This is a genomic window from Pedobacter nutrimenti (assembly GCF_032678445.1).
GTDB classification, from domain to species: Bacteria; Bacteroidota; Bacteroidia; order Sphingobacteriales; family Sphingobacteriaceae; genus Pedobacter; species Pedobacter nutrimenti_A.
Genome location: NZ_JAVTSQ010000010.1, coordinates 93484 through 108965, shown reverse-complemented (window position 1 = coordinate 108965; position 15482 = coordinate 93484). Strand labels below are relative to the sequence as shown.

Sequence of the window (15482 nt, the reverse complement as noted above, 5' to 3'; positions counted from 1 at the left end):
AACAGGCATCAGGGAAATAATCTGCCCTGATAGCCGTTTTTTTCAAATTGCAATACGTCTTCTCCGAAACTAGAAACGGTAATACCCAGTAAGCGTACGGGGCGGTTGGTGAAATCTACGGATTCCAAAAGGGCCATAGCAGCGGTAAGAATGAGTTCTTGTTCTGCCACAGCTGTGGGATAAGATTTACTGCGGGTAATGGTCTTAAAGTCGCTGAATTTGATCTTAACGGTTACTGTTCTTCCCTTCAATTGATTTCTTTTTATACGATCTGAAACAATCCGGGAGATCTTTTCCAGTTCAGCTGCCATTTCGGGAATGGTGATCAGATCTTCCGGAAAAGTGTCTTCAGCGCCAACAGATTTAGTTTCCTGGTTGGCTTCCACTTTTCTGTAGTCTATGCCTCTTACGATCTTATAGAAGAAATGGCCGGATTTCCCAAAGAGGTTAACCAGCTCCAGTTCACTGAGTTTCTTAAGGTCGCCACCAGTATGGAGCCCACGCATTTTCATTTTTTCGGCGGTTACCTTGCCTACCCCATGGAATTTTTCTACAGGCAGTTTTTCCATGAAACGTTCAATTTTAGAAGGACCGATAAAGGTCAATCCATCGGGTTTATTCATATCCGAGGCGATTTTTGCTACAAACTTGTTGATAGATACGCCTGCGGATGCGGTGAGCTGTAGTTCATCACTGATCATTTGCTTGATCTGCCTGGCAATTTCTATAGCTGATCCAATACCAAGCTTATCGTCTGTAACATCAAGATAGGCCTCATCCAGGGAAAGCGGTTGTATCTCATCGGTAAAACGGCTGAAAATTTCACGGATATGGATGGAAACTTCTTTATAGGCAGGAAACCGCGGGCGAACAAAGATCAGGTGCGGGCAGAGTTGCTGTGCCTTTTTTGAAGGCATGGCGGAATGCACTCCATATTTACGGGCCTCATAACTGGCAGTGGCCACTACGCCTCCCCTGCCTTCTGGTGAGCCGCCAACAGCAATTGCTTTTCCACGATATTCCGGATGGTCCCTTTGCTCTACAGAGGCATAAAAGGCATCCATGTCAATGTGAATGATCTTGCGGTATAGCTTTTCTTCAGCAGGCTCCATTTCGGAAGGACTTATTTTTTAGTGTTTGGGTGAACAAAAATTAAATCCACAAAAAAAGGTCCACTACTGCGGACCTTTTTTTTGAATTCTTGAAGATCTTACTTAGTTGTATTTTTTTTCTCAGTTACTTCAGTACGAATTTCTTGAGCAAGTACTTTTAAGTCTTGCATTGCTTTACGCACTCTGGTACCAGCAGCACCATTTCCTGCGTTATAAAACTTTTCTACATCTGCCTCAACTCCGGCAACCAGTTCTTTGAATTTTGAAAATTTTTCCATCGGATTTTGTTTAATTATAAAATAAATTATGGGTTTAAAGATAATAATTATTGGTTTTCAAACAAATCAATAACGCTTTTGATCTGAATTTATGTATACGGACTTTTGAATTTAAAAACCATTGCCTTTTGTGTTTGTTTAATAGTTCACATCTTTCCATGGACCAGTCATGAAAAGCAAAGACCAGAACAATAAAAGCAAAACACCTGATAATAAAGACCATAACCCCAACAGACCACAAGATCTTACCCAACCTCAATTCAACAGGACCAGTGAGCATAGAAGCTGTGAGGAGCTGCCACAGATCGAAAATTTAAATCAGGAAAATGATAAAAAAAATCTGATCAATGCTTCTAAAAAAGCCAGCAGTAGCCCTTCTACCCCCGAAAATGATGATTCTTTACATGGTAAAAAGCCAGTAAACACTTAATAATTTCCGGTTACGCCCAATTCCAGTCCTCTTAGTTCTGCTAAACCCCGCAGTCTTCCTATCGCAGAATACCCTGGATTTGTCACTTTATTCAGATCGTCCAGCATCTGGTGGCCATGATCCGGACGGAAAGGAATTGGTGTGTCCCTCAAGTGATTCTCGTTCGTTACAGCCTTCATGATTTCGTACATATTGACGTCTCCGCCCAAGTGATCTGCTTCATAAAAATTACCTTCGGTGTCTTTGGTTACATTCCTTAAGTGCAGAAAGTATACCCGATCTTTCACTACATCAAAAATCTCCAGCAGATTGTTCGATACGCCAGCGCCTAAAGAACCCGTACAAAAACATACGCCATTAAAAGGCTGGTCTACGCTTGTCAGGATATATTCAAAATCGGCCCTGGTACTGGCTATTCTTGGCAGGCCCAGGATCGGATAGGGAGGATCATCTGGATGAATGGTCATTTTTATGCCTGTTTCTGTACAGACTTCAGCTATAGAATTCAAAAACCAGCAGAGGTTTTGCTTTAAACCCTCGGTTCCAATTACTTTATATTCATCAATGCTGTTTTGCAATGCAGAAAGTTCAATTTCCTTCTCATTGGGAATACCCATGAGCACATTGATCCGCAGTTCTTCTAATGCCTTTTGATCCATTTCCTTAAAACGGGTCCGGGCTTTGGTAACGATGGCCGGATCATAATCTTGCTCTGCTCCTGCTCGTTCCAAAATGAAAAGGTCAAATACGGCAAGATCTGTCCAGTTGAAGTATAAGGCTTTAGATCCATCGGTCATTTCCAGGTCCAGTTGTGTACGGGTCCAGTCTAAAACAGGCATAAAATTATAACAAACGGTTTTGATACCGCAGGCAGCCAGGTTTTTTAAGGTCGTTTTATAATTCTCTATAAACTGCCCGGCGTCTGCACTACGTGTTTTAATGGCTTCATGAACGGGTACGCTTTCTACAACAGACCACTGTAATCCTGCTGCTTCTATGATGGATTTTCTTTCTTCAATATCTTTTACCGGCCATACTTCGCCGTGCGGAATATGATGCAGTGCCGTCACGATGCCAGTTGCGCCTGCTTGTTTTACATCCTGAAGACTTACCGGGTCTGCCGGACCATACCAGCGCCAGGTTTGTAGTAATTTATGTGGTTGAGTTGCCATATGTTCTTTTGAAACTCAATATTAATCAAATTTTGACTGCGCTGAAGGTCTAAATCTTAAATATTTACGGAAACGTTTCCGGCTAAACTTGCCTTGAATGTGCTCCTTTACAGCGAGAAGTGTTGGCTGGATTAGCCAATGGATGTCAGACTTGATCCATTCTGATCTACTGTAAAGACATGGTTCACGCCACATTTAAGAGCAAAGTTATTTCTCTGATGGCCTACTGGAAAGTCAAAGCAGACCGGATAGTTGTATTCTGCAATTTTTTCCAGTACGATATCAACAACGGTTCTGCCAAATTCTTCTCCCGGGTCATCTGGTTTCAATTTAAAACCGCCTATGATAAGTCCTTTTAGCTTTGCGAGTTTTCCAGTCCTTTTCAAATTCCAGAACATACGGTCTATTCCATAAAGGTATTCGCCGGTATCTTCTACGAAAAGGATTTTTCCGTCGGTATCTAAATCGGACTGGCTTCCAGTCAGGGTTTCGATGATGCTTAGGTTGCCTCCCACTATCATAGCTTCAGCTCTTCCAGGTCTGTTCTTTTCGTGTGCAGGACTGGTATATTTCAGGGCTTCTCCAGCTAGGGCTTGCCGGATAGACAGAATGGTTTCGATTTGTATGGGCTCAGCCAGGCTCCAGTCGGCTGGAAAGCTGTTGCACATTTTGGAATGCAGGGAGGCGATTTTAAAATTTCTGCTCAAATGGCAATGTAATACCGTGATGTCGCTAAATCCAATGATCCATTTGGGATGTTCTGTAAAGCTTTTAAAATCGATCTTATCGATAATCCGCACTGCTCCGTAACCTCCCCTGGCACACATGATGGCCTTTACTTGTATATCGTCGAGCATCTGCTGCAGATCTGTGGCCCTTTCCTGGTCTGTCCCTCCGTAGGTAAAATCTCTGGCACCTACTGTTTTTCCAATTTTGATGTTGTATCCCCAGCTTTCCATCAGTTTAACCGATGGCGCAATTTCCTCCTGGGTAATAAAACCGGCCGGACATGTAATTCCGATGGTGTCGCCGGGTTTAAGATAAGGTGGAATACGGTATTTGCCGGCGTTCAGGGGCTCATCAGAAGGATTTGGGCTTATTGCCCAGCTCTTTACTGTGGATATTGAAGCTCCGGCAAGGAGTGCTGAGGATAGAAAATGTTTACGGTCCATTGGCAAGGTTTAGTACTTGCAAATTAATATAAAAAATCAATATTACTCGTCGAGGACTGGACGCCTTGCCACAAGAGCGCAGCAAGGCAAGGAGTCCAGTCCTCGACGAGTAATATTGATTTTTTTCCGGGCGCTTAGCTTGAGGAGTCCATTAAGATTGACCTTAGTAAGAAATCGGTGCAGGCTGTTTAGATCTTACGTTGATAATGGTACGGTTGATGTATGGAATTAATGCGATGACTAAAACAACTACGACTAACAGAATGCTGATTAGGGTATAATAATCCACTGCAGACCTGATTTGTGCCTGAACATCAACTGATCTACTGAGTAAACCAGTAGCAATTTTTGTTGCCTGATCTGCAGGGACGCCTTTCGCCATTAACATTCTCTTATAAGTTGCTAAACGGTCTACGGCTACGGGGTTAAGATTGGTCAGTTGCTCCTGAAAACGGTTAACGTGATTCGTTTTGTTGTACAATTGGTAAAAGTTAACCAAGGCTATACTGCTGCAAAATCCAAGAAACCTAAAAAATACACCGACTGCTGATGCTGTTCCTCCCAGGTGTTCAGGAACAGAAGATATTGCAAATACGATGATTGGTGTCATCAGCATACCTGCACCCATGCCCTGTAAGATTAAAGGAATGATAAATGTGGGTGCATCGGCCTGTGTATTAAAAAGGAAGACCATCCAGGCATGGTAGATCAGTAGCAATACGAAACCGTAAATCCAGATCAGCCGCACAGGCCTTTTAAGAATCAGTAGTCTGGAGGATATCAGGATACTCACTATGATACCGATGATATTGGCCAGCATGATATAGGAAATATGATATGGGTCCATGCCGAGTACATTAGAAAAATACAGGTTAGTTACACCAAGGGCGCCCCTAACGATGTACAACACAAAGATCAGACACATTCCTACCACATAATTACGATATTTAAACACGGTCATGTTCTGACTGGGTCTTTTTAAATTCAACTGGCGGTACACATGAATAACAAGGAGCACCACAATAGCGATGCAGCTTTTCCAGATCCGGTTATCCTGCAGCCAGTAATACTGCTGCCCATAGGCGAGCACATATCCAATAAGACAGAGTACGGCAGCATAGATTACAAAACTGGGCCAGTCAATCTGGTACAATGGGATTTTTTTGTTGAGCCTCACCGCATTCATCATGCAAAGCAAAAGAATTGCTCCGGGGATATAGCAGAACATAATTCCTTTGTACAAGAAATTATAGTCGTAGTTATCGACTACCGGGGCAGTTAACAGGATGGAAATGGGTGTAATGCAAAGCAGCATGCCATAAAAAACGGAGTAGCCAATTTCCCTTGCTCTTTCGCCTTGCAGCCTGCTAAAAATGAGGGTAATACAAATACTGGTGGTCATACAATTGGCCATCCCCTGTATAAACCTGAAGATGAACAATACCGGTAAACTATGAGTATGAAAGCAAATATAAGAGGTTAATATTTGCAGGCCTACTCCAACAATAAAGTATTCCCGGCTGGCGATATACACAAAGAAACGTCTTTCCAGGGCAAAGAAGCTTGCTACAGCAGCATAGAAGATGATCATCGAATACTGCACGTCAGCGGGTTCGATTCCATAGAAACCTGCAGCTGCACCTGCATTTGCGGTTGACAACCCGAAGAGCAGCAAACAAGGCAAAATGACCAAAAATATGGTAACTTTCACCAACCAGTCTGGCACCCATGGTTTAAATACGGGGATGACCTGGCTCATTGGTTTTTCGCAATCACGACGTTGGCATTCATACCCGCCCTGAGTTTATCGGTTACAGAAGGTGGATCTGTTAATTTGATTTTTACTGGAATACGCTGTACCACCTTTACAAAATTTCCGGTAGAATTGTCTGGAGGAAGCAGTGAAAACCTGGCTCCTGTTGCCGGAGAAAGAGATACGATCCTGCCCTCAAATTTCTCTCCGGGAAAAGCATCTGTTTCAATAGTGACACGGCCGTTTAAATGCATCCCGGCGATTTGAGTTTCTTTAAAATTAGCAATCACCCATTTTCCGGCTTCCTGATCTACGATAAAGGCCAGGGTTTGTCCGGCCTGAATCAGCTGCCCCTCCTGTATGGTCCTTCTACCCATTTTTCCATTGTATGGTGCAGTAATCACGGTATAACCCACATCGAGTTTATTCCTGTTCAGCAAAGCTTCTCTTCGTTTAATTTCAGCCAGGTAAACATCTTTTTGAGATTTAATATCGTTCACTTTAGACATAGAAGCTTCATAGTTGTTCAGCGCAGATTTATATTCTGCATTGGCCACGTCCAGAGCGGCTTTACTATTTTCCAGTTGCTGAAGGGTTGCCGATTCTACCTTAAATAATTTGGAATAACGATCGTAGTCCTGCTGCTGTTTTAAGAGTTTGGCTTTGGCCGAGGCAATCTGTGACTGGCTTACACTGGCGATCTTAGAGGTGGTCTGCTCATTACTTTCCATCACTTTGATCTGCGCCTGTGCATTGAGCAATGCAGCCTCCGCTTCCTGTTCACCCAGTTTATATTCGCTGTTATCGATCACCAGCAGGGTATCTCCTTTTTTAACATCCTGGTTCTCTTCATATTTGATTTCCCTGATGTAACCGGTTACCCGCGAGGTGACAGGGTTAATATATTCTTCTACCTGTGCATCATTGGTTTCTTCATTTTTATAAAGATCCCAAAGGGAGATGCCGCCCCAAATCACGAGACAAAGCACAATAATACCGGCAATCCAGGCCGTGACTTTGGTGATTAACTGATCTGTAGTGGTATAATTTTTATTCTTGATTTCCATTTTAAAGATTGCCTATAGCTTTTTGTAATTGAAAATATTGTAACTGGGCAGCAATTTGTGCCGCAGCAAGGTCGAAACGGGTTTGCAGCAATTGGGTATCTGCATCTAATAGATCGGTAAGCAAAGAAAGTTGATTGAAATAGGTATTGTTTACGATCCTTAGGTTTTCTGTAGCCTGTTTAATGTTTTGTTTGGCCACATCAATCCTGGTCAGAGCTTCTTTATATCTCAAATAGGCTTCATTAACCTCTTGTCTTACTTTATCAGAAGTCGCTTCATGTTCCACTTCTTGTCTTTGCAGCGCAATTTCTGCAGCTTTGGCCTTATGTTTATTGTGGTAAAAAGCAGAAATAGGGAAACTGGCTTTAATTCCACTCAAGCCCAATCCGTACATGGCTATTGAATAAGGATAAAACTGGATTTGTGGATAGGAATAGGCGTAATTGGCAAACAGGCCCAATTTAAAAGAAACATTTGCTTTTACACTTTTCAACTCCAGCTTACTCAATTCAGTTTCCTTTTCCGAAATCTTAAATTCATAAGAATGATCAATCGCATCTTCCAGGTATTCCGGATAGGTTTTAATCTTTGGCTCTGCTATTGCAGTAGAGTCTGTCTCAATGGTAAATTGGTCTGTTTCCCCAATGAGAATAGCCAGTTTCTGGTTGGCTATTGCAATGTCATTGTCAATCTGGATAAGTGACATCTTTTGGCGCGACAATTTCAATTCTGCACGTAAAACATCGCTCTTCAGCACCACCCCGTTTTTCAAGAGCTGCCGAATTTCTTCAAGTTGTTTTTCCTGATCATTGATATCTTTCAACATCAGTGCCTTAAAAATCCGGCTTCTCTGTAAATCCAGGTAATAAGCTGCAGTACGCAGCCTGACTTCAGAAGTTGTCAGATTGAGTTGCTCTACAGCAAGTCCTTTTTTCTCTTTCTCTTCAGCGATCTTCAGGTTGGTCTTGTTGCCATTATAGAGGTTTAGATACGCATTTCCTCCAAAACTATACGAAGTATGAACCACTTCAAACTGAGAGTGCGCATGAAACAATCCATTATCGTATACCGGCATATTGCTCACCCGGGCATATTCTCCCTCAGCTTCAATATCTGGCAAACGTTCTGCTTTAGCGTCTTTGATGGCTTCTTCTGACCCAGCCACCTTTAGGTCCTGCATTTTTATGGTTTTGTTGTTGATTTCTGCTCTGTTCCAAACTTCGCTTAAGGAAAGATGGACTGCAGCTGTTTTTTGCTGTGCAAATGCAATGTTGCTTGCAAAAATAAAAAGCCAGATAAGAGCATTTTGTTTTTTATAGGGGTACATATTATTATTAGAATACGCAAAGGTACCTATGCAACATTTCTGTTATTTTATCTATATTGCCAATTATTTGTCCATTCCAGCCAATGAACATTTCTCAGACTACAGAGTATCTTTCTGCCATTGAAAAAAGTCCCGATGGTGTATTTGTTCTGCATGAAAAAGTAGAACGAAAGCTCCCGACTCACTCCCATACCAAAGGACAGCTCACCTATGTGCAAGGAGGTATTGCCTATATCCATATCCAAAATGTAAGTTATATTATTCCAGCCAGGCATTATGTATGGGTACCCGCCGGGCTGGAGCATTTTCTTGAGGTGAGACATTTAGCTACCGTAACCAGGAATATCTATTATTATAGCAAAGAGGACCACAAAGATCCCTTTTATACTAAACTGGGTATTTATCCTGTCAACAATCTGCTGTTGGAAATGATTATTTATACGGAAAGATGGATCGGAGACATTCAGCCCGAAAATACCGTTCCTTTTCAATTCCTGTCGTCGATTAAAAATCTCCTTCCACAACTTAGTCATAAAGTATTTCCAATCGCTTTACCAACCACTTCCAATGAGCGCCTAAAACCCATTTTGTTATATCTTTCACAGAACTTTCACAAACAGCAGAGCCTGGAAGAAATCAGCAAGAGGTTTGGTATAGCCGAGAGGAGCATATCCCGTCTTTTTCAATCGGCTATGAGTATTTCCTTTTTGCAATATCTAAAATTACTCCGGATGGTGCGGGCCATTGAAATGATGCTTCAAACCAATAAATCGACCAGTGAAATTGCCTATGCTACCGGATATAATAGTTTGGCCGCCTTTAGCAAGGCTTTTTACCAGCTCACCAATATCCGGCCCTCTGACTTCGGAAAAGTATAAACCAAAAACGAATTGGATAAAAGTAATGGCAAAATTGGTTTGAAAAAGAAAATGAATACTATACAGGCTATGCGCCAAAAAAAAGGATACATTCTGAGAGAAGACCTCAGCGTTTTTTGTCCTTCTTCAGGGCAAATCATGCAGTCTTCGACAGAATGTATCCTTTTAAAATAAAACTATTGTATTCTTTTCAGCTCAAAATCTGTAGGAATATCCACTACAAGCGGCACCTTTTCAACGGTTACGAAGCTCAGATCCAAGCCAAAACCCTTTTCTTCAGGTACGCTGAAATTTTTAAGGATCTGATAATACACCATGGTACATCTTTCTATAAATTTCAGACTGTAAGAAGTAGACATCACTTTTTCTACCACGACAAACCTGAAATCACCAGCAATTTTATGTTCCCTTAATGATTCATACTTGCTGGTGATATCGATCTCAGAATTCTTCACCATATCTTCCACTACTTTTCTGAACAATACATTGATGCGTTGCTCCACCCTGAAACCTAGTTTAAAATCAACACGGATCAATTTTTTATCAATCAATGGATCTACTTTGTATTCCATGGTATAAGGCTCATCAGTTACATCCACATGCAGTAACCAATATACATCTGCGCGTTTAGGCAGTTTTTGAATAATGGAGTACATGATAGAAGACTCAATCTCAGAATTGAAATTCGCACTGGTCAAATACACCAGTTGCGATGCATATTTTGGAATAGAAGTATCTTCACTGATCTTCTCGATGATCGGATAGTATTTTTCAATATCCACAAATTTCATATAGCGGTTGCGTATCCTGCGGCCATTTGCCCAGGCATACATAATCGAAAATAAGGACATTCCCAGTAACACCGTAAACCAGCCTCCATGAAGGATTTTGGCAGCGTTACCGACAAGAAAAGTCAACTCGATAATACCATATATGGTTAGAAAAATAAAGATTAAATATTTAGGTACCCGTTTACGCATCAGGAAGATGGAGACCAGTATCGTTGTCATCAACATGGCCACCGTAATGGAAAGACCATACGCCGCCTCCATATTGGTCGATTTCTGAAAGATCAACACCACAATGATACAACCTACGCAAAGCACCCAGTTCATAGAAGGCACATACAATTGTCCTTTCTGATTACTTGGATAATTGATCTTCACTTTTGGCCATAAGTTCAAACGAACGGCCTCAGAGATCAGGGTAAATGAGCCGGAGATCAGTGCCTGACTTGCAATTGCTGCAGCTACTGTAGCAATGGAAATTCCGTAAATCAGGAACCAGTCTGGCATCAGGTGATAAAATGGATTGACATCACTAAGGTGTGTACCTTGTAATTTCCACAACCATACCCCCTGCCCCATATAATTCAGCACCAAACAGATCTTTACATAGATCCAGCTGATCCGGATATTAGAACGTCCGCAATGTCCAAGATCGGAATACAGTGCTTCTGCTCCTGTTGTACACAAGAAAACAGCACCAATAATCAGGAAAGCTTCCGGATTGGTGGTTAAAATGTGATAAGCATAATAAGGATTAACTGCTTTGAGTATCTGCGGAAAATGACCTACCCATACAACACCCAATACGGCAATCATGGTAAACCAAAGCCACATTACCGGGCCAAAGGCTTTCCCCACCAGGGAAGTTCCAAATTGCTGTAGTATAAAAAGCAAGAGGATAATGGCCAATACAATAGGCACGGTTGGCAGGTCATGATAGATAATTCCCAGACCTTCAATAGCTGAAGAAACGGTTACAGCTGGAGTCATGATCCCGTCGGCCAACAATGCAGCTCCGCCAATCATTGCGGGAATGATCAGCCATTTGGCTTTTCGCTTTACCAGAGAATAAAGGGAAAAAATCCCTCCCTCTCCTTTGTTGTCTGCTTGCAGGGTAATCACTACATATTTAATAGTGGTTTGCAGGGTTAAAGTCCAGAAGATACACGATAAGCCCCCGAGAATAAGGTCAGCTGTGATAAGTCTTTCTCCGATTATTGCTTTGAATACATATAAAGGGGAAGTTCCAATATCGCCGTAGATGATACCCAGGCTAATTAATAAACCAGCGGCAGATAGTTTATTGACATCTTTATGATTTGACATGAGTCTTTTTTTTAAAGTGGCCAAAGGTATAAAATAGAAAAGTTATTCCTAGGACTTTTTTTTTGAATAATTTCACAATATTTTAAATAGAAGCAATGCCGTTATATCTATAAACCTGCAAGCATAAATATCTATAAATCTGACAATTCTATTGCTGAGATGATAAATCATTTTCCGGCTTCAGAATGAAAATGACGTCATGGGTGGATTCGAACCACCGTGGAAGGTTTTGCAGACCCCTACCTATCCTCTCGGCCACATGACTGTATGAAATATGCCTTTTTACGGGCTACGGGTCAAATATAAGAACAATAATTAAATACTACTAATTTAGTAGAATATAATTTAGATGTCGATGCTTTTGTTACAGTGATTTTTCGTAGAAAGTTATGGTTGGAGGCATAGGTTTGGAAAAAGAGGTGTTATCCTTCAAGGCTAACGATATCAGCTGAAAAAGCTCGCAGATCTCTGAGGCCTCTCAGGACAGCACCTCTTTTTCCTTAGCATAGTGCAGAGGGAAGGGTGGTGAGAGAAGTTATTATTTGCAACAATATTGCAACAAAGACCACTTTTTATTCAAAAACTTGTAACAATTTACGATATTTATATGTCTATTAGAAGCAAAGCCAATATTCAATATAAAACCTATATCCAATACTACAACACCTAAATTTAATACAGCTTAACTTATATTTCATTATGAAAAAATTCTTCGTATCTGCTATTTTCTGCCTTTCAGCATGGGTCGGGAAAGCGCAAACCAATCCTTTGTGGCTCCGGTACCCGGCCATTTCTCCTGATGGGAAAAACATTGCTTTTGGGTACAAAGGTGATATCTACCTGGTGAGTAGCTCAGGAGGGCAAGCCGTTCCGCTGACCTTAAATGAAGCACAGGATATGATGCCTGTATGGAGCAGGGACAGTAAAACCATTGCTTTTGCCAGTAACCGTTATGGAAATTTCGATGTATTTACCATTCCGGTAAGCGGTGGAACTCCTACCCGGTTAACCTATAATAGTGCGAATGATTATCCTTATGATTTCTCTCCCGATGGAAAATCTGTGATTTTTGGCAGTGCACGTAATGCACCTGCTAAGAATGTACGCTTCGCTACCCGAATTTTTCAGAATGTATACAGTGTAAAAACATCGGGTGGAAAGCCCCTTTTAGTGAGTGCAGCCGGAATGGAAAGGGCACATTATAATAATGATGGAAGCTCGATTGTATTTGAAGACCGCAAGGGATATGAAGATGCCTGGCGTAAACACCATACTTCTTCTGTAACCCGCGATATCTGGACGATGGATGTCAAAAAGAACACCTATACTAAACTAACCTCCTTTGAAGGTGAAGATCGGGAACCTGTTTACAGCAACGACGACAAATGGGTTTATTATTTAAGTGAAAAAGCGGGAAATCAAAATCTCTTTAGAATGCCTTCTAATGCTCCGGGCGAATCTAAACAACTGACTACATTCAAAGAAAATCCGGTACGTCATTTAAGCCGTTCGGCCGACAATACAATTTGCTTTACCCAGGATGGTGAAATTTATACGCTAAAGGAAAACGGAACACCTCAGAAATTAAAGGTGAGTATATTAAATGACGGTCGCGACAATATTGCTAAAACAGAAGCTGTAAGCGGAAATGTTTCTGAATTTAGCTTAAGTCCAAACGGTAAAGAAATCGCTTTTGTAAACCGCGGCGAGATTTTCGTTACTGCGGTAGAAAGTGGACAGACCAAACAAATCACCAAAACACCTGCTCAGGAAAGATCTGTACAGTGGTCGCCTGACGGCAAGAGCTTAATCTATGCCACAGAGCGTAACAACAGCTGGGATATCTACAGAAGTACTATACAGCAAAAAGATGAGCCATATTTCTATGCCGCGACCGTGATCAAAGATGAACCTTTAATCAATAGTGCTGCTGAAGAGTTCCAACCGCTTTATTCTCCTGATGGAAAAGAGATCGCTTATATTGAAAACAGAAATATCCTGAAAGTATACAATATCGCTTCAAAGAAGACCAAGACACTGCTTCCAGAAGGAAGAAACCATTCTTATAGTGATGGCGACTGGAGTTTTGAATGGAGCCCTGACGGAAAATGGATTTTGGCGGACGATCAGAACGGACACATGTTTATGAGCCATGCCGCACTAATCAAAGCAGACGGCACTGGCGAAATCATTCACCCGGTAAACAGTGGTTTTGGTGAAGGCAACAACAAATGGGCACTAAAAGGCAAAATGATGACCTGGCTGAGCAGCAGAAACGGACTTAAATCACTGGCCATTTCCGGAAACGCCGAAGTGGATGTTTACGGAGTTTTCTTTGACCAGGATGCTTATGACCGGGCCAACATGAGCAAGGATGATTTTGCCCTGCTTAAGGAACGTGAAGATAAAGAAAAACTGACACCGAAAGACACTGTATCGACTAAGAAGGATAAGGCAAAAGATAAAAAGGTAGCTAAAGCAGATTCTGCCAAAGTAAAATTTGAGCCAGACTTTAATAATCTGGATAACAGAAGAGTAAAGCTGACCATCAACAGCAGTTCCATTAGTGATTATGCCTTGAACGAGGATGCCAGCAAACTGTATTATCTGGCTTCATTTGAAAGCGGCTATGATCTTTGGGTAACAGATACCCGTACCCACGAGACTAAAATACTGGCTAAAATGGGCGGCAGTCCAAGCGGTATAGAAATGAGCAAGGATGGTAAAAACCTATTCGCGAGCAACCGTGGCCGTTTGGTAAAAGTAGATGCAGAAAGCGGAAAAGTAACTCCGGTTTCGATCAGCGGAGATATTACCATTGACGCCGCCGCAGAACGGGCTTATGTTTTTGAACATGCATGGAGACAGGTAAAAGAGAAATTCTATGATCCAAAAATGGAAGGCGTAGACTGGGAACGCTATAAAGAGGTGTATGCAAAATTCTTGCCTTATATCAATAATAATTTTGATTTCCAGGAACTTCTAAGCGAAATGTTAGGTGAACTCAATGCCTCCCATACCGGAGGAAGGTATTCCCCTAATATTGCCAATGCAGACAACACTGCTGCCCTTGGTTTATTGTACGACGAAAGCGCTCCTTCTGACGGACTTAAAATTACCGAAGTAATTGCCGGTGGCCCGCTGGATATCAAAACCAGCAAAGTAAAAGCCGGAGACATTCTGGAGAAAATAGATAATGAAACGCTGACTGCCGACACAGACTGGGCTAAATACCTGAACAATAAAACAGGCAAGAACATCCTCCTTAGCTTTTACAATGAAAACACGAAAACACGCTGGTCTGAAAGGGTAAAACCGATTAGTGTTGGCGAAGAAAGCGGATTGATGTACAAAAGATGGACGAAACAAATGGCTCAAATGGTAGATCGTTTAAGCAATGGAAAAGTAGGCTATGTACACGTTCAAGGCATGAACGATGATAGTTTCCGTGAAGTATACGATGTGGTTATGGGCAAAAATGCAGATAAAAAAGCTTTAATTGTAGATACCCGTTTCAATGGCGGTGGCTGGCTACACGATGACCTGAATACATTTTTAACAGGCAGCAAGTACCTGGAATTTGCCCCTCAAGGTAACCGCACGCTAGATGCCGAACCTTCCAACCGCTGGCAAAAACCGAGCTGTGTAGTGATGAGTGAAGGCAATTACAGTGATGCTTTTATCTTCCCGTACATCTATAAGCAAAACCGTGTAGGTAAACTGATTGGTATGCCTGTTGCAGGTACTGGTACCGCAGTTTGGTGGGAACGACAAATCGACCCAACCCTGGTATTCGGAATTCCGATGGTTGCCACAATTGGCAAAGAAAACCGGCCTACAGAGAATTTGCAGGTAGAACCAGACATTAAAGTGAATGTTCCTTATGAAGCTTTCTTAAACGGCACAGATACGCAAATAGAAACAGCAGTTAAGGAAATGCTCAAAGAAGCCAAATAGCTTTCCAACTCCGCAACTCGCTAAAAAGAGGGTGCTAAAAATCGGCCGTAGCTGATTTTTAGCACCCTCTTTTTTTTTAACTCCACAGATCACCCCCTCCTCTGCAATTTGCTACGGAAAATTCTCGTACGCTGCGGAAAGACCTCAGAGATATGCGGCTTCTTCAGCCGCCTGATATCGTTAGTCTTGAAGCAGCTGTACAGAATTTTCTAAAAATTCACC

Annotated in this window: 11 protein-coding genes and 1 tRNA gene; 3 read left to right on the top strand and 9 right to left on the bottom strand. The window is 41.8% G+C overall.

Annotated features, from left to right (window positions below):
* Positions 1-8: 8 nt before the first annotated feature.
* Both dinB and R2S08_RS18825 read right to left on the bottom strand, forming a co-directional pair.
* Positions 9-1112 carry a DNA polymerase IV gene (gene dinB, locus R2S08_RS18830; RefSeq protein ID WP_316836578.1) on the bottom strand — a complete coding sequence of 368 codons (1104 nt, stop codon included), beginning with the start codon at positions 1110-1112 and terminating at the stop codon, positions 9-11.
* 98 nt (positions 1113-1210) lie between these two features.
* Positions 1211-1390, bottom strand: coding sequence for a histone H1 (locus R2S08_RS18825; RefSeq protein ID WP_316836577.1), 180 nt, complete (start codon positions 1388-1390; stop codon positions 1211-1213).
* 169 nt (positions 1391-1559) lie between these two features.
* On the opposite strand from R2S08_RS18825, the gene R2S08_RS18820 reads away from it, so the two are divergent.
* Entirely contained in the window at positions 1560-1820 is a 261-nt protein-coding gene (locus tag R2S08_RS18820; protein ID WP_316836576.1) for a hypothetical protein, read from the top strand.
* On the opposite strand, the gene uxuA is transcribed toward R2S08_RS18820, so the two are convergent.
* The 5 genes from uxuA to R2S08_RS18795 form a co-directional block, all read right to left on the bottom strand.
* Positions 1817-2992: a mannonate dehydratase gene (gene uxuA, locus R2S08_RS18815; RefSeq protein ID WP_316836575.1), complete on the bottom strand. Its 1176-nt coding sequence runs from the start codon at positions 2990-2992 to the stop codon at positions 1817-1819. The two genes, R2S08_RS18820 and uxuA, sit on opposite strands and share 4 nt — an antisense overlap.
* Before the next feature lie 131 nt (positions 2993-3123).
* Entirely contained in the window at positions 3124-4164 is a 1041-nt protein-coding gene (locus R2S08_RS18810; RefSeq protein ID WP_316836574.1) for an LD-carboxypeptidase, read from the bottom strand.
* A gap of 163 nt (positions 4165-4327) precedes the next feature.
* Positions 4328-5923: an MFS transporter gene (locus tag R2S08_RS18805; RefSeq protein WP_316836573.1), complete on the bottom strand. Its 1596-nt coding sequence runs from the start codon at positions 5921-5923 to the stop codon at positions 4328-4330.
* A complete protein-coding gene (locus R2S08_RS18800; RefSeq protein ID WP_316836572.1) occupies positions 5920-6984 on the bottom strand; it encodes an HlyD family secretion protein in 1065 nt (354 codons plus the stop codon). The genes R2S08_RS18805 and R2S08_RS18800 overlap by 4 nt, the downstream gene beginning before the upstream one ends.
* 1 nt (position 6985) lies before the next feature.
* A complete protein-coding gene (locus R2S08_RS18795) occupies positions 6986-8311 on the bottom strand; it encodes a TolC family protein (RefSeq protein ID WP_316836571.1) in 1326 nt (441 codons plus the stop codon).
* A gap of 83 nt (positions 8312-8394) precedes the next feature.
* Here R2S08_RS18795 and R2S08_RS18790 point away from each other — a divergent pair, with 83 nt between their 5' ends.
* Positions 8395-9189 (top strand): AraC family transcriptional regulator, encoded by a 795-nt coding sequence (locus R2S08_RS18790; RefSeq protein WP_316836570.1) that lies wholly within the window; start codon positions 8395-8397, stop codon positions 9187-9189.
* Between the two features lie 176 nt (positions 9190-9365).
* On the opposite strand, the gene R2S08_RS18785 is transcribed toward R2S08_RS18790, so the two are convergent.
* Together R2S08_RS18785 and R2S08_RS18780 are read right to left on the bottom strand one after the other, a co-directional pair.
* Entirely contained in the window at positions 9366-11303 is a 1938-nt protein-coding gene (locus tag R2S08_RS18785) for a KUP/HAK/KT family potassium transporter (RefSeq protein WP_316836569.1), read from the bottom strand.
* Between the two features lie 194 nt (positions 11304-11497).
* Positions 11498-11568, bottom strand: a tRNA-Cys gene (locus R2S08_RS18780).
* A 434-nt stretch (positions 11569-12002) separates the two neighbouring features.
* Between R2S08_RS18780 and R2S08_RS18775 the strand changes: the two genes are divergently transcribed.
* Positions 12003-15260 (top strand): S41 family peptidase, encoded by a 3258-nt coding sequence (locus R2S08_RS18775; RefSeq protein WP_316836568.1) that lies wholly within the window; start codon positions 12003-12005, stop codon positions 15258-15260.
* The last annotated feature ends 222 nt before the right edge of the window (positions 15261-15482 follow it).

What these genes read in the sequence shown, in the direction of transcription:
- dinB (WP_316836578.1), bottom strand. Translation starts at nt 1,112, where the DNA reads ATGGAGCCTGCTGAAGAAAAGCTATACCGCAAGATCATTCACATTGAC.
- R2S08_RS18825 (WP_316836577.1), bottom strand. Translation starts at nt 1,390, where the DNA reads ATGGAAAAATTTTCAAAATTCAAAGAACTGGTTGCCGGAGTTGAGGCA.
- R2S08_RS18820 (WP_316836576.1), top strand. Translation starts at nt 1,560, where the DNA reads ATGAAAAGCAAAGACCAGAACAATAAAAGCAAAACACCTGATAATAAA.
- uxuA (WP_316836575.1), bottom strand. Translation starts at nt 2,992, where the DNA reads ATGGCAACTCAACCACATAAATTACTACAAACCTGGCGCTGGTATGGT.
- R2S08_RS18810 (WP_316836574.1), bottom strand. Translation starts at nt 4,164, where the DNA reads ATGGACCGTAAACATTTTCTATCCTCAGCACTCCTTGCCGGAGCTTCA.
- R2S08_RS18805 (WP_316836573.1), bottom strand. Translation starts at nt 5,923, where the DNA reads ATGAGCCAGGTCATCCCCGTATTTAAACCATGGGTGCCAGACTGGTTG.
- R2S08_RS18800 (WP_316836572.1), bottom strand. Translation starts at nt 6,984, where the DNA reads ATGGAAATCAAGAATAAAAATTATACCACTACAGATCAGTTAATCACC.
- R2S08_RS18795 (WP_316836571.1), bottom strand. Translation starts at nt 8,311, where the DNA reads ATGTACCCCTATAAAAAACAAAATGCTCTTATCTGGCTTTTTATTTTT.
- R2S08_RS18790 (WP_316836570.1), top strand. Translation starts at nt 8,395, where the DNA reads ATGAACATTTCTCAGACTACAGAGTATCTTTCTGCCATTGAAAAAAGT.
- R2S08_RS18785 (WP_316836569.1), bottom strand. Translation starts at nt 11,303, where the DNA reads ATGTCAAATCATAAAGATGTCAATAAACTATCTGCCGCTGGTTTATTA.
- R2S08_RS18775 (WP_316836568.1), top strand. Translation starts at nt 12,003, where the DNA reads ATGAAAAAATTCTTCGTATCTGCTATTTTCTGCCTTTCAGCATGGGTC.